15 protein-coding genes are annotated in these 20693 nt (G+C 67.9%); 7 read left to right on the top strand and 8 right to left on the bottom strand.

The window, feature by feature from the left end; translation table 11 throughout:
* Positions 1–87 precede the first annotated feature (87 nt).
* Entirely contained in the window at positions 88–516 is a 429-nt protein-coding gene (locus tag I5E68_RS16125) for a hypothetical protein (protein ID WP_197165905.1), read from the top strand.
* 284 nt (positions 517–800) lie between these two features.
* On the opposite strand, the gene I5E68_RS16120 is transcribed toward I5E68_RS16125, so the two are convergent.
* Entirely contained in the window at positions 801–2138 is a 1338-nt protein-coding gene (locus I5E68_RS16120; protein WP_228727276.1) for an aromatic ring-hydroxylating oxygenase subunit alpha, read from the bottom strand.
* A gap of 155 nt (positions 2139–2293) precedes the next feature.
* On the opposite strand from I5E68_RS16120, the gene I5E68_RS16115 reads away from it, so the two are divergent.
* The 5 genes from I5E68_RS16115 to I5E68_RS16095 all read left to right on the top strand — a co-directional run bounded on the left by I5E68_RS16115 (position 2294) and on the right by I5E68_RS16095 (position 8746).
* A complete protein-coding gene (locus I5E68_RS16115; RefSeq protein ID WP_197165902.1) occupies positions 2294–3226 on the top strand; it encodes an SDR family NAD(P)-dependent oxidoreductase in 933 nt (310 codons plus the stop codon).
* Positions 3213–4481, top strand: coding sequence for an MFS transporter (locus I5E68_RS16110; protein WP_197165900.1), 1269 nt, complete (start codon positions 3213–3215; stop codon positions 4479–4481). The genes I5E68_RS16115 and I5E68_RS16110 overlap by 14 nt, the downstream gene beginning before the upstream one ends.
* A gap of 94 nt (positions 4482–4575) precedes the next feature.
* Positions 4576–6792, top strand: coding sequence for a xanthine dehydrogenase family protein molybdopterin-binding subunit (locus I5E68_RS16105; protein ID WP_197165898.1), 2217 nt, complete (start codon positions 4576–4578; stop codon positions 6790–6792).
* Positions 6789–7268, top strand: coding sequence for a (2Fe-2S)-binding protein (locus I5E68_RS16100; RefSeq protein WP_197165896.1), 480 nt, complete (start codon positions 6789–6791; stop codon positions 7266–7268). Before I5E68_RS16105 ends, I5E68_RS16100 begins: the two co-directional genes overlap by 4 nt.
* Positions 7265–8746, top strand: coding sequence for a flavin monoamine oxidase family protein (locus I5E68_RS16095; RefSeq protein WP_323982195.1), 1482 nt, complete (start codon positions 7265–7267; stop codon positions 8744–8746). The genes I5E68_RS16100 and I5E68_RS16095 overlap by 4 nt, the downstream gene beginning before the upstream one ends.
* Positions 8747–8769: 23 nt before the next feature.
* Here the strand turns inward: I5E68_RS16095 and I5E68_RS16090 are convergent, their stop codons facing one another.
* From I5E68_RS16090 to I5E68_RS16080, 3 genes are read right to left on the bottom strand one after another with little or no spacing between them, the layout of a single operon-like run.
* Positions 8770–9669 carry a formylglycine-generating enzyme family protein gene (locus I5E68_RS16090; RefSeq protein WP_197165893.1) on the bottom strand — a complete coding sequence of 300 codons (900 nt, stop codon included), beginning with the start codon at positions 9667–9669 and terminating at the stop codon, positions 8770–8772.
* A complete protein-coding gene (locus I5E68_RS16085; RefSeq protein ID WP_197165891.1) occupies positions 9666–11186 on the bottom strand; it encodes an aldehyde dehydrogenase family protein in 1521 nt (506 codons plus the stop codon). The genes I5E68_RS16090 and I5E68_RS16085 overlap by 4 nt, the downstream gene beginning before the upstream one ends.
* A gap of 59 nt (positions 11187–11245) precedes the next feature.
* Positions 11246–12583, bottom strand: a complete 1338-nt coding sequence (locus tag I5E68_RS16080; RefSeq protein ID WP_197165889.1) for an MFS transporter — start codon at positions 12581–12583, stop codon at positions 11246–11248.
* Positions 12584–12705: 122 nt separating this feature from the next.
* Here I5E68_RS16080 and I5E68_RS16075 point away from each other — a divergent pair, with 122 nt between their 5' ends.
* Positions 12706–14445: a thiamine pyrophosphate-binding protein gene (locus I5E68_RS16075; protein WP_197165887.1), complete on the top strand. Its 1740-nt coding sequence runs from the start codon at positions 12706–12708 to the stop codon at positions 14443–14445.
* 52 nt (positions 14446–14497) lie between these two features.
* On the opposite strand, the gene I5E68_RS16070 is transcribed toward I5E68_RS16075, so the two are convergent.
* Genes I5E68_RS16070 through I5E68_RS16055 form a run of 4 tightly spaced genes read right to left on the bottom strand, consistent with a single transcriptional unit; the run spans position 14498 to position 20688 of the window.
* Positions 14498–15226, bottom strand: coding sequence for an SDR family NAD(P)-dependent oxidoreductase (locus tag I5E68_RS16070; RefSeq protein ID WP_323982194.1), 729 nt, complete (start codon positions 15224–15226; stop codon positions 14498–14500).
* A 49-nt stretch (positions 15227–15275) separates the two neighbouring features.
* Positions 15276–16715: a M24 family metallopeptidase gene (locus tag I5E68_RS16065; protein WP_197165884.1), complete on the bottom strand. Its 1440-nt coding sequence runs from the start codon at positions 16713–16715 to the stop codon at positions 15276–15278.
* 29 nt (positions 16716–16744) lie between these two features.
* Complete coding sequence (locus I5E68_RS16060) at positions 16745–18181, bottom strand: M24 family metallopeptidase (RefSeq protein WP_197165883.1); 1437 nt, start codon at positions 18179–18181, stop codon at positions 16745–16747.
* Positions 18182–18216: 35 nt separating this feature from the next.
* Complete coding sequence (locus tag I5E68_RS16055) at positions 18217–20688, bottom strand: TonB-dependent receptor (RefSeq protein ID WP_197165881.1); 2472 nt, start codon at positions 20686–20688, stop codon at positions 18217–18219.
* Between the last annotated feature and the right edge of the window lie 5 nt (positions 20689–20693).

Genomic DNA, 20693 nt, shown 5'->3' with positions numbered 1-20693 from the left:
ATCACCTGCTTACGAGGTTCGCCAGCGGCGGACGGTAAGAAATGGACTTTACTAGGAATGTCGCTTTGACACAGGTATGGTCCGCATATGATTGAGAAAAAGCTTTTCGGGAAAGCAGTATTGTTGATCGCGTCTGGCGCGGCCTTGATCTCTGCATCACCCCCAGAAGAGGCGCCAGGTCGCGGCGTTCTCTGCCTTGGCACACTCATCTATTTCGTCGAGAAAACTGGGAGCCAATGCCACGCCGGAGAGGACGCAGATTTTCAGGCTCGGATCGCGAGCTACGCCCGTAGGTTCGACGAATATATCATTCGCAACACCGGAGGAGATCCGTCCGTTCTCGCGAAATTCAAAAACCGCCAAAATCTTACTAGCCAAGATTCAACGTACATTTGCGAAGGCGATGTTGCGCAAAGTTACGACCACTTTAAGGCCTCGCCAGCTGAAGAACTCGATGCAGCCGTCGAGAAACTTCTGGAAAAGGATGGTCCGCCCAGTTTTGGAGATTGCGTTTAATCCTCCCCGGCGACGTCAGGGCGCGGAAGGTGCAACCAGCCCACATCGCCCCCAAGCCTGCTGAACCCGGATCGAGAACGCTCTCTCGAAACCTCTCCGTCCAGCATACCTTGCCAAGCTTTAAGCCTCCGCCGCTCAGGCTGAGCTTGTCGAAGCCCCCACATGCAAAGTCCTTGGCCGCCCATCCTTCGACAGGCTCACGATGAGCGGGGTGAGAGACAGTCACTGATCAGTTCAATGATTGTGGCGTTTATCGACCTACCCCCTAACTTGACACCCACCCCTCACCCCTGCTGCTCGGGCATGCCCGCCTGCATGTAGCGCGCGAGGTTGGCGTGGAGGCTGGCGACGGCGCGTTCCATGTAGGGGTTGGGCTGGGCGCCGCGAAAGCCTGCGCTCTTCATGCCCTGCTGGACCGCGGCCATGTTGCCGAAGTCCTGCTGGAGCACCGGGGGCCATTCGTGCGGCTGGGTGTAGGTCCACTCGGTCTCGGGCGCCTCGCCCTCGGGGTAGAGTTCGTAGACGGCGGCCTCGAAGATGCACTTGTCGGGGTCGGTGCCATAGGGCCGCGCGGCGTAGCACAGCATGTTGTTGACCGCCTGCCCGATCTGGAAATTGGGAAAGACCTGCCACGCAGTCCCGGCCTGCGCGGTATGCGCGGGCGCGACCACCGGCCAGTTTACCCCGCGAGCCGCGTCCGCCTCGCGCGAGGCCTTGATCCAGTGCGCCGAGACCTGCGCGGGCTCGGTCCCCTCGGGCAGTTCCTCGGCGAGCCGCTCGGCGGCGCGGACCATGGTCATGGTCGTGTTGGTATTGGCGTTTTCCCAGGTGAAGCGCTGCATCTGCGCGGTAGAGATACGCGCATCCCCAGTGCCCACGCGCAGCTTGCCCGCGTCCTCCTCGCGGTCCTTGGCCGCCTCGTAGCCGATGTGCGAGTGCAGTCCCTTGTTGCGTGCCCAGCCCCGGAACTGGCCGAAGGCGTTGAACTCGGGATGCGTGGTGGCGACGTGGTAGGTCTCACAGAACGCCTCCATCGCCACCTTCCAGTTGCATTCGAACACGATCCACTTGCGCCAGCGCGCGCGCATGTCCTGCAGGCGATAGGGATCGAGCATCTCGGGGATCACGCCGAGGTAGTCTTCCAGGCTCTCGCCATCGGGATCGAGCGAGATCCAGATCCATCCGCCCCACAGGCCCACGCGCACCGGCGTTAGATCGGCACGCCCGGCGCACAGCGATCCCTGCCAGTCCTCTTCATGCGGGACGTGCGTGTTGGTGCCGTCAAGCGCGAAGCTCCAGCCATGGTAGCCGCAGGTGAAGCCGCGCGCATGGCCATGGGCATTGCGCGCACCGGGCGGAGTATCGACGAGGCGGCGACCGCGGTGCGGGCACACGTTGTGGCGCGCGGTCACGCTGTCGGGCCCGGTGCGGGTGATCAGCACGGTGTCGGGCCCGATGTCGTAAGTGATGTAGTCGCCGGTCTCGGGGATGTCCTCGATCCGCCCGGCCTGAAGCCAGACCTTGCGCCACAACCGTTCCTGCTCGGCGCGCGCGTATTCGGGAGAGACGTAAGCCTCGGCCGGAACCAGCACGGGCTTTTCGAGATCGGGTTGGGTGGTCATGTCGCTATCCTTCGCCATGCCTGTGAGCTTGCGCCCGGCAGGCACGGCGCGACAAGGATCGCCGCCTTCCATCGCCCCGGCGAAAGCGGCGCGCGCGCGTTGCATGGGCTCGCCGCACACGCCTAGCTAACCGGCGAAAAGCCGAGGAGAGGACGATGGACGAATTGCGCTTCGATGGCCGCGTGGCCGTGATCAGCGGCGCCGGGCGCGGGCTGGGGCGGGCCTATGCACTGCTGCTCGCGAGCCGCGGTGCGAAGGTCGTGGTCAACGACAACGGCAGCGCGATCCTCGGCGAAGGTGCGGACGAAGGGCCCGCTGCGCAAGTCGTGCGCGAGATCCGCGATGCGGGCGGCGAGGCCGTCGCCAGTGTCGATTCGGTCGCCAGTCCCGAGGGTGCGGCGGCCATCGTCGCGACCGCACTCGAGAGCTTCGGGCGCGTCGACGTGCTGATCCACAATGCCGGCAACGTGCGCTACGGCACGCTCGACGAAATCAGCATCGCCGACTTCCACTCCGTGCTCGACGTGCACCTGATGGGGGCCTTCTATCTCGTGCGCGCGGCCTTCCCGCAGATGAAGGCGCAGGGCTTCGGACGGGTGGTGCTGACATCCTCGATCGGCGGCTTCTACGGCAACAAGGCCTGCGTGAACTACGCCGTCTCGAAATCGGCGATGATCGGGCTCTCGAACGTGATCGCGCTCGAGGGCGAGGCACACAACGTGCGCTCCAATCTCATCCTCCCCGGCGCGATGACCCGCATGGCCGACGGGCTCGATACCTCGCAGTACCCGCCGCTCGGTCCCGAACTGGTGGCGCCGATGGTAGGCTGGCTGGCGCACGAGGACTGCCCGCTCTCGGGCGAGGCACTGGTCGCGATCGGCGGGCGCATGGCGCGCATCGACATGCTCGAGACCCAGGGCGTATTCCAGCCCGAGTGGACGATGGAACAGGTCGCCGCGCGCATCGACGAGATCAGCGACCCGGCTACGTACCGCAACCTTGGCCTCAACGGCTACCTCACGCACCTGGGCTCGAGCTTCGAGATGGCCAAGGAGGGCCGCGAGAAGGCCGCCCATGCCGTCCGCTAGACCCGCCGGCGCGCGCGTGCAGTCGACGGCCCGTGCCGAGTGGAAAGCCCATTGGGGCGTGCCGCTTGCGGGCGCGCTGGGCTATGCAACCAGCGTCATCCACATCTATGGCCTTGGCGTCTACATCGAGCCGATTGCGCAAGGGTTCGGCTGGACCCGCGTCACGACGACCTTCGGGCTGACCATCGCCACGCTGATCCAGGCGCTCTTCGGGGTGCCGATCGGCATGTTGGTCGACAAGGTCGGCCCGCGCGTGCTCGGCGTCATCGGCGTGCCGCTGACCTGCGCCGCCTTCGCGCTGCTCGGCACCGCCGATGGCAGCGCCTGGCAATGGTATGCGCTGTGGGTGGTCATGGCCATGGCGACGCTCCCCGTGCAGGCAACCATCTGGACCGCCGCGGTCGCGAGCCGTTTCGCCCATGCCCGTGGCCTCGCCTTTGCGCTCACCTTGTGCGGGGCATCGGTAGCGGCCGCGCTGTTCCCCTGGCTCGGCGCGAAGCTCATCGCCGCGCATGGCTGGCAAAGCGCGATGGCGTGGCAGGCGCTGATCTGGGGACTGGTGGCATGGCCGGTGATCCTCGTCCTGTTCCGCGGCGCGAACGACACCCGGCGCACCGAGCGTGACGGGACACCTGAGCCGGACACCAGCGCGCCCGCCATCGAAGGCATGAGCTTTCGCGAGGGCCTCGCCTCGTCGATCTACCTGCGGCTGATGCTGGCGAGCCTGCTGTTCACCTTCACCATCCTCGCGCTCGTCGTCCACTTCGTGCCGATCCTTACCGATGCCGGCCTTGGCACCGCGCAAGCGGCAGGAATGGCCTCGATCATCGGCCTGTTCTCCATCGCCGGGCGGCTCGCCACCGGCTTCCTGCTCGACCGCTTTCCCGCCTCGCGGGTCGGCGCGGCAATCTTCCTGCTGCCGGTGGTATCGAGCCTCGTCCTGCTGCTTGCGGGCGCCAAGGGTGCGGCGGCGGTCGCCGTGCTGGTCGGGCTGACGCTCGGCGCCGAAGTCGACGTGATCGTCTATCTCGCCACGCGCCACTTCGGGCTCAAGGCCTTCGGCGCGCTCTATGGCGGCCTGCTCGTCGCGCTTTCGGTCGGCACCGCGCTCGGCCCTCTGGCCGCAGCCGCGGTCTACGACGCGACCGGCAGTTACGATGCCTTCCTCGTGCTCACGCTTGCACTGATGGCAGCGAGCAGCGCCGCCATCGCGAGCCTGCCGCGCCCGGCATTCGGGCACACAGCGCCGGGCTGAACGGCGAGGCGCGGTCGCTGCGCTTGTATTTGTATCTTTATAGATACATCATGGGCCCCTGGCCAGATTCGCTGCAGGGACACCGCGACCGCTCATGCCTTCCACGATCTCACTCGATGCGCTCACCCGCCGTACCCTCCTGAAAGGCGCGGCAGGCCTCGTCATCGGAGCCGGCGCGTCGGGCCTGATCGGTGCGCGCGCGCTTGGTGCGACCAGCGATGCAGCACATACCGAAGCCTTCAACGCCTTCGTCACGATCACCGCCGACGACCGGGTGATCATCACCTCGCCCGGCGCCGAGATGGGACAGGGCGTGGTCAATTCGCTGCCCAAGATCATCGCCGAGGAGCTTTGCGCCGACTGGGACCGGGTCGAGGTCCGCCTGTCGGGCGCGGATGCGCGCTTCAACAACCCCGCCAACAAGCAGCGCAGCGCCAACAGCGACGCGGTCGTCAGCTACTACGCGATGTTGCGCAGGATCGGCGCCGCAACGCGGGCCGTGCTCGTCGAAGCCGCCGCCCGGCACTGGAACGTCGAGCCTGCCAGCGTCACGGCGAAAAACGGCAGGCTCCATCGCGCAAGCGGCGAAAGCCTGCCCTTTGGCGCCATGGCCGCCGCCGCCGCGCAGTTGCCCGTACCGCAGGACCCGCCGCTCAAGTCCAGCGCCGAGCACGAACTGCTCGGACGCGATTTCCCGCGCAAGGACCTGCCTGCCAAGGTCGACGGCAGCGCGGTTTTCGGCATGGACGTCTCGCTGCCCGGAATGCTCTATGCCTCGATCCGCCATTCGCCGTGCACCGGCCTCGCGCTCGAGGGCTACGCGGACGAGGCAGCACTCGGCGCGCCAGGTGTGCACCGCGTGGTCGCGCTCGATAACGCGGTCGCGGTGATCGCCGAGAGCTACTGGCAGGCCGAGCAGGCCGCCAACCTGCTCGAACTCACCAGCGCGCAGGGCGGCAGGCTCGACACCGCACAGGTGCGCACGATGCTGCGCGAAGGTCTGGAGGACGAGGCCGGGTTCCTGCCCTTCCCCGTCACCGACACCGCGGGGACGCGTACTCCCGGCGCCGAACGCGCCCGGATCGACGAGATCGTCGCTGGCGCAGCCGTGACCTTCGAGGCGGACTACGAAGTGCCCTACCTCGCTCACGCGACGATGGAGACATTGTGCTCGACCGCGCTGTGGGCCGATGGGCGCTGCGAGATCTGGGCCCCGACGCAGGCGGGCAACACCGTCGCGCCCAAGGTGGCCGAGGCGACCGGGATCGCGCCCGAACGGATCACCGTCCACCGCACGTTCCTGGGCGGTGGCTTCGGGCGCAAGTTCGAGCCCGACTTCGTGATCCAGTCGGTGCAGCTGGCGATGACCATGCGCGGGCGGCCTGTCATGCTGGTCTGGCCGCGCGAGGAGGACACCCGACACGACTGCTATCGTCCCGCCTTCATGGCCCGGACGCGCGCCGGGATCGATGCCGACGGCCGCATCCGCGCCATGCGCGCGCGCATCTCGGGCCAGTCGCTCACCACCATGAAGGACTACCGCGTTGCCGGGCGCGCCGATGCCTCGGTTGCGAGCGATCTCGTGCCCTCGTGCTATGCCATCGACGAGCGGCGCATCGAGCACCACGAGATCACGACCCCGCTGACCACCGGCTACTGGCGCTCGGTCAGCGCCTCGCACAACCTGTTCTTCACCGAAAGCGCGATCGACGAAATCGCCGCGAAGCTGGGCCGCGATCCGCTCGACTATCGCCTGCAACTCGCAGCGCACGATCCGCGTGCCGTCGCCGTGCTCGAGGCAGTGCGCGCGAAATCGGACTGGGACACGCCGCCCGGTCCGGGCCGTGGCCGCGGCGTGGCGCTGGGTTGCGGCTGGGGCGCAAGGGCTGCGTGGGTAATCGAGGCCAGCATCGCCCAGCAGGTTGGCAACGAGGACGGCCCAGCCCCGCGCCTGCAACTCGATGCGATCACCTGCGTATTCGACTGCGGCACCGCAATCGAGCCCGACACGGTCAAGGCGCAGATCGAGGGCGGCATCGTCTATGGTCTTTCGGCAGCGCTGTTCGGCGAGATCACGCTGAGCGGCGGGCAGATCGAGCAGGCCAGCTATGCCGACTACCCTGTGGTCCTGATGGAACATTGCCCGCCGATCGCAGTCCACCTGCTCGACAGCGGGGCTGCGATGGCAGGTGTCGGCGAAGCCGGGGTCCCCGGCGTCGCCCCGGCGCTCGCCAGTGCCATCGCGCAGGCGAGCGGACGCCGCCTCCGCCGCCTGCCTCTCGTCAATCTCGCCATGGAGCTGCGCGCATGAGCAAACGCGTCATCAAGGTGAACGACCGTCTGCACGAAGTCGAAGCCGCGCCGGAAACACCGCTGCTGTGGGTGCTGCGCGATGCGCTCGGCCTCAAGGGCACCAAGTTCGGCTGCGGCATCGGCGTGTGCGGCGCGTGCACCGTACACATCGACGGCGAGGCGGTACGCGCCTGCGTCATGCCGCTCGGCGCGCTCACCAGCGAGAGCGTGACCACGATCGAGGGGCTGGCGGGCACGAGACCGGGGCCGGAGAGCATGCACCCGGTGCAGGAGGCCTGGCTGGCGGAACGGGTGCCCCAGTGCGGCTTCTGCCAGCCCGGCATGATCATGGCGGCCAGTGCCCTGCTCTCGCGCGATCCCGACCCTGACGACAGGACCATCGACGAGCAGATAACCAATGTCTGCCGCTGCGGGACCTATCCGCGCATTCGCCGCGCGATCCGCCGCGCCACCGGGCGGAGAGAAGCCTCTTGAGCCGCGCACCGATCCGCCCGTTTCAGGGTCGCGCGCTGGCGCGCCGCGGCGTGTTGCGCGCGACGGCGGGGGCATTGCTCGCGGGCGCGGGCGCCTTGCGCGCCGCCCCTGCGCTGCTGGGCCGCGCGCGCCTTCCCGAAAGAGCCGAGGTGGTGGTGATCGGCGCCGGGCTGAGCGGCCTTCGCTGCGCCATGCTGCTCGCCGACAACGGGCTCGACGTGCTCGTGCTCGAAGGGCGCGAGCGGGTGGGCGGGCGCGTGCTGACCCTCGATCAGGTCACGGGCAATCCCGAAGCAGGGGCCAACACCATGCTCGCGGGATACGGGCGCACGCTCGATGCCGCGCGCAGCCTCGGGCTCGACCTCGTCGAGTGCTCCCGGCGGCGCAGCAAGGGCGACCCGCTCATCGCCATCGGCGGCGAGGCGATGACCGCGCAGGCATGGGCAACGAGCCCGCGCAACCCGCTCGCCGCGCAGCGACGCGCGCTTCTGCCCGGTCCGGCCCTGCGCGCCGAGCTGGCCAAAGTTCCGCTGCCCGAAGCTCCCGACGGCTGGTGCGCCCCCGAACATGCGGCCCTCGACGTCGCCATGCGCGACTTTCTCGCCGAGCGCGGCTTTTCCGAAGCAGAGATCGCGCTGTGCCATGACACCAACCCCTCGCAAGGCAGCAACGCCGCCAACGTGAGCCTTGCCAACTGGGTCTTCGTGCGCAGCTTCTTCGCCGCGCAACGCGCCTCGGGGCCCGACGAATGGGCCGTGAAGGGCGGCAACAGCCGCTTGCCCGAGGCGATGGCGCGCACCATTGCGGACAGGATCCACCTTGGCCGCACGGTAAGCGCGATCAGCCAGCGCGGGCGCGACAGCGAGGTTCGGCTCGCCAGCGGCGAGCGCGTCCTCGCCGGACACGTGGTCTGCACGCTCCCGCTCGCCCCGCTGCGCCGCGTCGCCTTCGACCCGCCCCTGCCCGCAGCGCACGCCGAGGCGGTCGCGCAGGCGCCGAACATGAAGATCACCCAGACTCATTTCGAGGCCGAAAGCCCGTTTTGGGAAGAAGACGGCCTGCCGCCCGACATGTGGACTGACGGGCTGCTCGGCAACGTGCAGGTCAACCGCGGCGGCGAGGACCCCTGTGCGATCACCAGCCTCACCGCCTGGGGACGCGGCAACACCGCGCTCGCGCTCGACCGGCTTGCGCCCGCACAGGCGCAGGCACAGCTGCTGGCCGAGTTCGAGCGGCTGCGTCCCGCAGCGCGCGGCAAATTGCGCGTCGCCGGGTTCAAGTCCTGGCAGGCCGATCCCTTCGCCGCCGGCGACTGGACCGTCTGGGCACCCGGTCAGGCCCACCGCCTGCCGCGCGCGAGCGGCCTTGCCCATGGCCGGGTACACTTCTGCGGCGAACACACCGCGCTCGCCGACAGGGGCATGGAAGGCGCAATGGAATCGGCCGAACGCGTCGCGCTGGAAATCCTGACCGCCTGACCGCGCGCTTCTCGCTCGGCCCCTCAGTCCGAGGCCTGGGGCAAGGTCATGGCGACACGAAAGCCGAAGATCTGCGACTGTTCCTGTGCCGGGTCGCGGCCACGAAACGTGGGCCGCTGGCGCGAGAGGCGCGAGCGCCAGCTACCGCCGCGCACCGCCCGCTTCTCGCACGAGGGGCGCTCGACCGCGCTGCCGTCGCTCGGGGCATCCGCCGGATAGGGCAGGACCGAACAGTCCTGCACCCATTCCCACACGTTGCCGATCATGTCGTGCAGCCCCCAGGCATTGGCCCGCAGCGCGCCGACCGGGGCGATCCCAGCAAAACCGTCGCTGCACGCGAAGCCGTTCTTGCCGGTCAGCGCCGCGCGTGTCCTGTCGGGCACATTGGCCTGACTGCAGATGTCCGAGACGTCCTCGCCCCAGGGCCAGGATGCAGCCTTGCCGCTGCGCGCCGCATATTCCCACTCGGCCTCGCTGGGCAGGCGATAGGGCTTGCCGGTACGTGTCGCGAGCCAGGCGGCATAGGCGCGCGCATCGTGCCAGGAGACGCAGACCACCGGCTCGTCGTCGCGCGGCGGCCTGCCGAGGCCCGGGTCGCGCCAGCTGACCGGCTGCGCGCCATCCTCTGCATTTCCTGAACCCGCGCAATCGGCCGCGGGCTCGTAGCCGCTCTCGGCCACGAAGGCGGCGAACTGGCGATGGGTCACCTCGGTGCGCGAGAGCGCGAAGCGGCGTGCGAAGACCACCTCGTGTGGCGGCCCCGAACTGCGGACCTCCCCGTCGCGCATGGTTTCGGCGCGATCCTCGCCCATGACGAAGCGGCCTGCGGGCACCTGCACCATCTCGGGGAGCGGCTCACCGGCATGGGCAGCCCCCGCGAGCAGCAGCCCGCCGAGCGCCAGCATCCCGCCCGTCCCCCTCATGCGCGCGGATCGTTGCTGTGCGCGAGGTCGGGGGTCTTGGCGAAGTCGATCCAGATCGCCTTCTGGCGGCTGAAGCCCTCGATCCCCTGCCGCCCGGCCTCCTTGCCGAAGCCCGAACGTCCGAACCCGCCGAAAGGCGCGGTCATCATCTCGGCAGTGCGCCCCCAGCGGTTGACCCAGACCGTGCCTGCGTCGAGCCGGCGCGATGCGGCGAGCGCGCGCTCGATATCGCGCGAGAAGACAGAGGCGCTCAACCCGTAGCGCCCGGCACGGGCAAGCGCGATGCCCTCTTCCTCGTCAGCGAAGGTCTCGACGGTCAGCACCGGACCGAAGATCTCCTCGTCGCAGGCCTCCATGCCGGGGCGCACCCCGGCGAGCATGGTCGGGGCGAAGAACTGGCCGCCCTCCTGCTCGAAGGCCTCGCCGCCGGTGAGACATTCGGCCCCTGCAGCGAGCGCGCGCTCGACGATGCCGGTCATGCGCTCGACCTGCTTGCGCGAGATGATCGGCGCGAGCGTGGTCGCATCGTCCCATGTCGCCCCGGGCCTGAGCGCGAGCATGCGCGTGCGCACGCGCTCGACGAGTTCGTCCGCGATTGCCTCGTGGACCACGAGCCGCGATCCTGCGTAGCACAGCTGGCCAGCGTTGCGGGTCACGCCCCAGGTCACGTGATCGGCGACCGTGTCGAGCGGACCGCAGTCGGCGAAGACCAGCTGCGCGCCCTTGCCGCCCAGTTCGAGCGCGACCGGCTTGATCCCGCTCGCGCCGATGTCGGCCATGATCCGCCCGCCGACCTGGCTCGACCCGGTAAAGGTCACGTAGTCGACGTCGGGGTGCGTGGTCAGGGCCTTGCCGGTAACCGGTCCATCGCCCTGGACGACGTTGAACACGCCCGCCGGAATGCCCGCCTCGATGGCGAGCTGGGCGATGCGCACCATCGAGAAGGGCGTCATCTCGGAGGGCTTGAGCACCACCGTATTGCCTGCCGCAAGCGCGGGAGCGACCTTCCAGGTCGAGAGGATCACCGGGAAATTCCAGGGCGTGATGATCGCGACCACGCCGTGCGGCTCGCGCGCCACCAGCGAAAAGGCCTCGCGTCCCGATGCGGTGATCGTGCCTTCGAGCTTGTCGCAGTACTCGCCGTAGAAGCGCAGGTATTCCGCTGCAGTGCCGACGTCGATCGGGCCTGCTTCGGCCTGCACGCGCGAGGATACGACCGATTCCAGACGACCGATCTCCTCGGCATGGGCCGAGACCAGTTCGCCGAAGCGGATCAAGAGGCGCCCGCGCTCGCGCGGCTTGAGCGCAGCCCATGCAGGTGCGGCGCGGCGTGCCGCAAGCACGGCGCGATCGACCGTGTCGGCATCGGCGAGCGGGAGCTGCGCATGGACCTTGCCGTCCGAGGGCCGCACGACCTCGAGCCTCGTGGCGCTTGCCCCCCCTGCTTCGACGATTTCACCGTCGATCCAGTGCGCGGCGCTCACCGCGATGCTGTCGGGCTCGTAAAGTCTTGCCACAAGTGTCCCTTTTCATTGTCGTTTCGCGTTGGCGAGGAGGCGCACCGGCCCCCGGTGCATCAGGCGGGAAGCGGCGCGGGCTCGGCGTCGATATCGGGATGATCGGCACGAAAGCCCCCGCCCGAGAGCGCGATGAGCACGGTGCCCGCCACGCCCGCGAGGATGGCGACCGTGGTCATCGAATAGCGCAGGTGCGCAGGATCGAGGAACACGTAGTCGGTCAGGATCGCGACCAGCGTCGGCCCGAGTGTCAGGCCGAGTGCGTTCTGGACGAAGTTGTAGGTCGCAAAGACCCGCGCACGGAAATGCGGGGCGGTCAGGTAGACGAAGGCGGCATGGGCGGCCGCGGCGGGTGCGGCGCCGGCCATCGTGCCGGGCACCAGCACGGCCAGCGTCAGCCATCCGCTCGGCATCAGCGGTGCGATCGCGTAGCACAGCGCGAGCATCGGGATGCACACCATCAGCACGCGCCAGTGCGCATCGCGGTGTCCGGCGGCGAGCAGCCGGTCGCAGGCCAGTCCACCAAGGTAGGCGCCGAGCGGCCCGCAGATGAGCGCGACCAGACCATAGCACAGCCCGATGGTGGTCACGCTCCAGCCATGGGTGCGGATGAGCAGCGTCGGGATCCAGGCTCCGTAGCCGATGCCCAGCACGGTCAGCGCGGAAAGTCCGCACATGAGCGGCGCATATGTCCCGCGCCGCGCCCAGATGTACCCGGCCACGCCGCCGCGCGGCAAGGCGCCGTCCGAGCGCTCGCCGGAACCCTGCCGGGGCGGCTCGCGCAGCATGAAGATCAGCGGGGCGAGCAAGAGTCCGGGAAGCGCGACGAGCACGAAGACCACCTGCCATGGGCGGATCGGTCCGAGCACGGGCGCGAACGCCTCGGCGATCGTCGGCGCGACCTGCATGAGTGCGCCGCCGCCGATCAGCGCCAGACCCATGCCAAGCGGGATCGCCGCAGTGTAGATGCCCATGGCGCGGCTGCGTCGCTCGCGCGTGTACTGGTCGCCGATCATCGAGACCGCTGCGGGCGAATAGCCCGCCTCGCCGATGCCCACGCCCATGCGCGCGAGGAAGAGCTGCGCGAAACTGCCCGCCATCCCGCAGGCCGCGGTCATGAACGACCAGACCACGAGGCAGGCAGTGATCAGCCGGGTGCGGTTGACACGGTCAGCGAGGACACCCAGCGGCAGCCCGGCGCCCACGTAGAACAGCGCGAAGGCGGCGCCGACGAGAAGGCTCGCCTGAACGTCCGAAATGGCGAGGTCGATGCGCACCTGTTCGAGCAACAGGTTGAGCACCTGCCGGTCGACGAACGAGACCACGTAGCCCGCAGAGAGCACGAAGGCCATCGTCCACGATGCGCCGCCCTGCCCGATCCCGTCCTGCCGTATCATCCGCAATCTGCTTCCCCCGATTGGCGCCCGCTACGAAATGTCCTTGAACATCAGGCTATACGCCTCCATGCTAGTTGTCTACATACCGATACAACTTTATCACGGCAGGAGAAGCAAGGCGCATGGCACACGGACGCAAGGCCGCAGCTCGAACGATCGGGGCGGATGCTCTGGCCGAGTTCCTGCTGGCGCAAGACATTCGTACCGTCTTCTCGCTGGCCGGAGCTTCCTTCACCTACCTGCTGCGCGCGCTGGAGCAGCGCGGGATCGCGGTGATCCCGACAAGGCACGAGAGCGCGACGGTCGCGGCGGCAGACGGCTATGCCCGCGTCACCGGCAAGCTGGGCGTGGCACTCATCATCGCCGACCAGGGCGTGCCCAATGCCATCGGCGGGTTGACCAGCGCCTTCTATGCCTCCTCGCCGGTTATGGTCCTCGCCGCGCGCCTGCCGCTCGCCTGGGAAGAGGCCGAGGGCGAAGTCGACCACGATGCCAACCAGCTGGTCCGGCCCGTCACCAAGTGGGCGCGCAACGTGCCCGATGCCAGCCGCCTGCTCGAATATTGCCAGGCCGCCGCCAAGCGCGCGCTCTACGGGCGTCCGGGTCCGGTGGTGCTCTCGTTCGAGCAGGACATCCTGGCCGATGAACTAGCCGGGGATGGCCCCGCGGCACAGCCCCTCCCGGCCGAGTGCAAGCCGGCGCTGGCGACAAGCACATGCGCCGCGCTCGACGCCCTTCTCGCCGGCGCGCAGCGTCCGCTGATCGTCGCGGGCAGCGAGGCGACGCGCGACGGGGCAGGTCCCGCGCTGCGCGCGCTGGCCGAGCGCGGCATCCCGGTGCTGGGCAACGGGCTTGGCCGCGGGCTCGTGCCCGAGGACCGCATTCGCGGCTTCTCCTGGCCCTATGCGCAGATCGCCGCGTGCAAGGCCGACCTCGTGCTGTTCCTCGGCGCGCGCACCACGCGCCGCGTCGGATTTGGCCTGCCGCCCCGCCTCGCACCCGATGCGCGCGTCGTGCAGATCGACTCGAGCGCCGAATTCCTGCACCGCAACCGCATCGCCGACCTGGCCGCACAGGCCGACATCGCGCAGGCCGCGAGCCAGATCGAGGCACTTTGCGCGCAAGGCAACCGGCAGTGGTCGGGGCAGTGGCTGAACGAAGCGCTGGAGGAGCGGCGCACCGCGCTCGGCGCCCTTGCCGCACGCGATGCCGGGCCGATCCATCCGCTCGAAACGGTCGCGGCGCTGGTGCGCCACACGCCCGAGGATGCCATCGTCATCGGCGACGGCGCCGACATCCAGAACTGGGCCTATGGCCTTCAGACCATCCACACCGCGCCGGGCTTCATCGAGCACTACCCGCTCGGCTCGATGGGCATCGGCCTGCCGATGGCGCTGGGTGCCGCCGCCGCCGCGCGCGAGATGGCAGGCGAGGGCCCTGCCCGTCCGGTGGTCATGCTCACCGGCGACGGTTCCTTCGGCTTCTACCCCGCCGAACTGCAGAGCGCGGCGCAGGCCGGGCTCAAGTTCACCGTGGTCATCGCCAACGACGCGGCCTGGGGGACCGAGCTGCACGGGCAGAAAGTTGTCACCGGAGCGGCCTACAACACCGCCCTCACCCCGGCGCGCTACGAACGCGTGGCGCAGGCCTTCGACCTGGACGGCTACCATGTCGAACGGCGCGAAGACCTCGAGGGCGCAATCAGCGCGGCCATGGCAAGTCCGGGCACCGCGGTCGTCAACGTCATGATCGACGACGAGGCAGGCATGGCGCTCAAGCGCGACCCGCGCGTCAACATGATCCTGTTCAGCGAAGTGACCGAGGGCATCCGCACGCTCTCGCAGGGCAGCGAGGCGGACTGATCGCGCCCCGGCGGCGGACAGTGCCCGGCGCGGGCATTGTCCGCAGGCGCTCTCAGGTCATCAATCCACCGCCGTTGACGTGGAGGGTCTCGCCATTGATGAAGCGCGCGCCGGGCCCGAGCAGGAACAGCACCGGGTCGACCACGTCGAGCGGCTCGGCGATCCGCCCCATCGGGATCGCGGCGCCATAGCGGCTCGCCTTGTCCTCGATCGAGGCCCCCGCACGCGCCTCGCGGCCTGTTCCGCCCGCAAGAAATGCCGTCCTGACTGCACCCGGTGCGACCATGTTGGTCCGCACGACGGGCGCGTGTTCGAGCGCAAGCGACCGGCCAAGCGCGATCAGACCGGCCTTGGCGACACCGTAAGGCGCGAAGCCCGGGACCGGGCGCACGCCCTGTCCCGAGGAGACCAGCACGATCGATCCCGCTCCGCTCGCCTCCAGCCAGGGCAGCGCGGCGCGGCAAGCCACGAAAACCGCGCGCAAATTGCCTTGCTGCACCGCGTCCCACTGCCCGAGCGGAACCTCGCCGACCGGCGCGGGATCGTTGGTGAAGCCGATCAGGCTGACGAGCGCGTCGATCCTGCCGCCTTGCCCGCCGGCGATCTCGGCGAAGGTGGCGCCCATCGCCGCCTCGTCGTCGAAATCCACCGGGATCAGCCGCGCATCGTCGCGCGGATGCGCGGCGACGCTGGCGGCGATGTCGAGGACGGTGACCTCCAGCCCGCAGGCCAGCGCGCGATCGACGAGCACGCGCCCGATCCCCCCGCATCCGCCGAGCACGACAAGATGGCTGCCGGGGGCAGGGAGAAGTGTGGACTGTTGAGGCAGGTCAGACAACGATCAGAGGCTCATCCGCAGAATTCATCAGCTCATAGCCGTTGTCGGTGATCAGCAGAAGGTCCTCGTTATGCCCTGCGCCCCAGCCGATCTCGAGGAACGGCAGGTCGAGCGTGACCGCCATGCCCTTCTCGAGCACCCAGTCGCCGCCGATGTGGTAAGGCATCGTGTCCGAACGATAGGGCTGGTCGCCGTGCTGCAGGCCGACCGAGTGCAGCAGACACGCCGCCACGACGTCGGAGGGCATGCCCGCCTTGACCATGGCTTCGCGCGCGGTGGTCTGGATCTCGGAGAACTTCACCCCCGGCTTGATCTTCTCGTAGGCCGCCGCGCGCCCGATCTGCTGCGCCTTGAAGCGCGTCTTGAGCGCCGCGCTGGGCTCGCCGATCGAAACCGTGCGCGCAAAGTCGCCCATGTAGTGACGGTAATAGGCCCCGCAGTCGATCATGTAGCTGCGCCCCTCGCGCACGACGCCGTCGGGCAGCAGCCCCTGCGTCACGCCAAGCAGCAGGAACGCCACTTCCGCGCCATGGCGCGCGGCCTCGGCAGCAAAGCGGACCCGCGCGTCCTCGTAGGTCATGCCCGGCTCGAGCGAATGCGCCGCCGCGCGTGCCGCCCACTGGCTGGCGAGCTGCGCCTTGCGCATCAGCTCGATCTCGTGGGCCTGCTTGATCATGCGGATTTCGAGGAACACGTTGTCGCCGTAAGGCAGGATCGTGATGTCCTCGAAGCCGATGGTCTGCAGCATGAAGGCAATGCGCATGTCGTCAACCGCGACCTTCTTGCCCCGGAGCCCCGATTCCTTGAGCGCCTTGACCAGCGCCCACTCGATCGAGGGCGCCGCCGAAGGGTTGTAGGATTCCTGGACGTGGCGCCAGACCTTCTCGCGGTCGGCGAATTCACCCTTGGGCTTCACCGCGAAGCCGCCGTTGTTCATCAGCCCCGAGACCGACTGCGGCTCGATGGCGAGCTGCTGCGCGTCGGCGGCCATGTAATCGCGCCAGTTGGCGACCCCCGAGAAGGGCATGAAATCGCAGACCTCGCGGTCGCCGTTGAAGAATTCCCAGCCGCTGCCCGTCGTGCCGATGAAGAAGTCTGGCTGGTTGGGATCGCGCGAGAACGTCGCCAGTGCGGGGATCTCGCCCCCGAACTGGGTCGTCACCGGCCAGGTGTTGGTCAGGTAATAGACGTTCTGCGGGCGCAGCGCGATCAGCCCGTCGATGCCGAGACGGTCGAGGATCTCGTAGGCGCGCGGCTTGTTGACCGGCAGCGGGCGCTTGCCATCGCCCGGCAGGCGGTCGGGCATGGCGCGGGTCGCCGGCGTGGTGCCGGGCTTCGCGGCTGGTTCGGCGGCGCGCGCGCCACCTGCCGAAAGGGCGGCGGCGCCGATCAGGCCGGCACCGGCCCCGGTGAGGATTTCGCGACGTTGCATGGGAACTCTCTCCACTCGGGATTTGCAGGTCAGACCACGATCAGCGGTTCGGAAGGATCGTTGAGCAGCTCGTACCCGGTCTCGGTGACGAGGATCATGTCCTCGTTGTGACCGGCGCTGCCGCCGACCTCCATCCACGGCAGGTCGAGCGTGAGGACCATGCCCTTCTCGAGGATGAAGTCCTCGCGCATGGGATAGGGGCTGTCGAGCCGCTTGGGCTGGTCGTCGTGCTGCAGGCCGACCGAGTGGATGTAGCAGCTGGCGATGGCATGTTCGGGCATGCCCGACTTGACCCAGGTCTCGCGCGCGACCTTCTCGATCGTGGCGAAAGGCACGCCCGGCTTGATCTTGTCGAAGGCCTCCGAGCGCGCGGCCTGCTGCGCCTTGTGCTTGGCCATGGCCTCGGCGGGCGGCTCGCCGACCGCGAGCGTACGCGCGAAGTCGCCCATGTACTGGCGGAACTTGGCCGAGCTGTCGATCATGTAGACCTTGCCCTCGCGCACCGTGGGATCGGGCAACATGCCCTGGGCCACGCCGAACAGCAGGAAGCTGGGATCGGTGCCCTGGCGCGCGCACTCGACATTGAAGGCACGACGGAAATCGTCGTAGGTCATGCCTGCCTCGAGCTGGCGCGCCGCCGCCATCACGCCTTGTTGGGTCGAAGTCTGCGCAATGCGCATCATCTCGATCTCGTAGGGGCTCTTGATCAGGCGAATGGCGCGAAAGATGTCCTCGCCGCGTGGCACGATGGTCGCCTTGTCGTAGCCGATGGTCTGGAGCATGTAGGCGATGCGCATGTCGTCGACCGCGATCGTCTTGCCTTCCAGCCCGGCCTCGCGGATCGCCTTGACCAGCGCCCATTCGCGGCTCGGCGCGGAATTGGGGTTGTAGGTCTCCTGCTGCTCCTTCCACATCTGCTCGTAGGCCGTGTAGGGGCCTTCGGGCTTGATGCCGTAGCCGCCGGTGAAGGCCTTCGGCTCGACCTTCATCTGCTCGGGCGTTGCATTGAAGTAGTCGCGCGCATTGGCCGGACCGGTGAAGGTCAGCGCATCGGGGACCTCGCGGTCGTTGCGCACCCGGTCCCACAGGCTGCCGTTCGAGCCGACATAGAACGACTGCTGCGTCTCGCCGCCGAACACGCCGAAGGCGGGCACGTCGGTGTTGAACGCCACCACCACCGGCACCGTATTGGTGATGTAGTAGGTATTGTAAGGCTGCAGCGAGATCAGCCCGTCGACCCCGTAACGCTTGAGGATCGCGGAGGCGCGGTCCTTGTTCATCGGAATCCTGGGCCCGACGTCCATCGGCACCTGCCGCTCGGGCGGGGTGATCGTCTTGACCTTGCCCCCTTCACCTCCACCAGCGGTGGCGGCGCTGGCGGCAAGGGCCGAAGCCCCTGCCCCCGTTCCGGTGATCGCCGCGGCGGCGGTCAGGCCCGCCGCTCCGAGGAATTGACGTCTTTCCATAACAGGCTCCCGATCTTGCTGGGCCGATTGGTTGCTCAGAACTTCTGCTTCACGCGCACGCCGATCTCGCGCTTGTCGGGAGCGCCGACATAGAGACCCTGCATGAACTGGTAGCCGCCGTTGAACGGGTGCTGCAGCGCGCCCGGCTCGCCGAAGGCGACGTTGCGCACGGCGAAGTCCCAGGAGTTGTCGTTGAACAGGTTCTTGGCGAAGAGCTCGAAGGAAAGGTCGCCCTTGCGCACGCCGACGCGCGAATTGACGCGGAAGAACGAGTCGGTCTTGACGATGTTCGCCTCGCTGTCCCAAGCCGAGCCGGTGTACTTGACCTCGCTGCCCGCGTACCAGTCCCACTCGCTCGAGAGCGTGCCCTCGTAGTTCGCGGTGACGTTACCGGTCCAGTCAGGGATGCGCGGCAGGTGCTTGCCCTCGAAGTCGCGCAGGCCGAGCACCAGCCCCGAGGCGAGCAGACCCTGGGTATAGCTGTCGTACTTGCCCTGCTGCCAGGAAATGCCCCAGCCCAGCGTCAGCCCGTCGGCGGGGCGGATCGTTCCCTCGAACTCGACACCCTTGAACGTGGCATCGCCCGAGGTGATCAGCGCGGTGAAGTTGTTGCCCAGCGTATCGCCGGTAACCGCCGAGCTGGACGGCAGGTTGGCCCACTTCATCAGGTAGAGCGCGAGCGACCACTGCAGCTTGCCGCCATAGAGCGACTGCTTCATGCCCACTTCGTAGTTCTTGAGCTGCTGCGAGGGCAGGACCTCGGTCGAGCCGGGCAGGATCGTCTCGATCTCGGCACGCTGCTCGGGGGTCGCGTTCATGTACTGGGTGTTGAACTGGCCGGGCAGCACGCCCTTCGAGTACGATGCGTACATCGACCAGTCCGGGGTGGGCTGGTACTTGACGATGAAGCGCGGCAGCCAGTCCTTGAAGATCGCCGGTTCGGGATCCGAAGGACTGCGCGACTTGTCGTACTGGTAGCGCAGTTCGCCACTGACAGTCAGGCTATCGAAGATATCGTACTCGACCGAACCGAACACGGCCCAGACATCGGCGGTCTCGCTGTTCGCGCCCTGCGGGCTGAAGGCCACCGGCCCGGTCGACTGCGGGAAGTAGTCGCGGAGTCGAACCTGATAGGTCACGTCACCCGAGAAGTTCGCGTAAGTATCGGAATTGTAGTAGTTCCCGCCAAGCATCCAGCGCAGCGGACGGTCTGCCGCCGACTGCAGGCGCAGCTCGGCCGAGAAATCCTCGTAGAAGGCCGGGACCGCCGCGAAGACGTTGGGTTCGTCGGTGCGGTCGGTGTCCTGAATGACGATCGTGTCGTTTTTGTTGTACCCGACGTTGAGCACGGTCGAGAGATAATCGGAGATTTCGTAGTCGACCGAGGCCGAGAGGCGCAGCATCTTGCGCGCCATGCCGAAGCGATCGAGCTTGGGCGCGCGGTCGAGCGAGTCGAGGCCAAGGCTGTTGCCCACCAGTCCGTTGTACAGGTTGCCCGGCCCGCCCAGATCATCCCAGAAGGCGTTCGCGAACGAGGTGTTCGAGGTGATAACCCCTTCGCCCAGTTCGTCGAGGCCGGGGATCGACCCGCAGAAATAGGGCATGGTAACCGCGAATTCGGTCTGGTTTCCGGCAGCATCGCCGCCGGTGATGACCCGGTTCGAGCAGTCGTTGCCATACTGCGAGCCGCGCAGGTAGCCGGTCTGCGCCGGGCCGTCCTTGTCGTACTGGTAGGCCGCGCGCAGGCGCACCTTGAGCGAACTCGATGGCTCGATCACGAGCGTTCCCGAGATCTGCTTGGTGGTCTCCTCGCCGAGCGCGCCACCATCGTTGGCAGTGTACATCGCCGCCTTCTGGTTGGCGCTGGCGACGAGGCGGCCGCGGATGATGTCGCCCGCAAGCGGACCCTCGATCACGCCGGTGAGGTTGAACGAACCGCGATGGGTGGCCTCGGCCTCGAACTTGCCGGTGAGGTAGTCTGCCGGATCGGCGGTCACTAGGTTGATCGCGCCGGCGAAGGTGTTACGGCCGAAGTAGGCGTTCTGCGGACCTTTCAGCACCTCGATGCTGGAAACGTCGGCCGTGTTGACCGAGCCGATCCCGCCAAGGACGTAGATGCCGTCCTGGAACACCGCGGTGGTCGCAAGACGACCCACGGTTGCGGTGGAATAGACGCCGCGGATGAACAGCGAAGGCGTATTGCGCCCGCCGACCGCCTGGAAGGTCACGTTCGGCGAAAGCGAGGCGACATCGCCCAGATCGGTGATCTGCTTGTTCTCGATATCGTCCGCGCCGAATGCCGTGATCGAGATCGGAACGTCGACCAGACGTTCCTCGCGCTTGCGCGCGGTGACGAGAATTTCGGTCCCGCTGCCAGCTGCGCCGCGCGCCTCGGCATCGGCCGCCGGAGCGGTTGTCTGTGCCAGCGCGGGCATTGCCGCGATCGTTCCAAGAAGCGACGCCGAAGCCATGAATGCAGCGCGCGCGAATGTACCGTTATAAGCCATGCTTA

The organism is Novosphingobium aureum, assembly GCF_015865035.1.
In the GTDB taxonomy this organism is placed as follows: domain Bacteria; phylum Pseudomonadota; class Alphaproteobacteria; order Sphingomonadales; family Sphingomonadaceae; genus Novosphingobium; species Novosphingobium aureum.
Note: the sequence above shows the minus strand (reverse complement) of the source record. Positions and strands in the feature narration are given on the sequence as shown.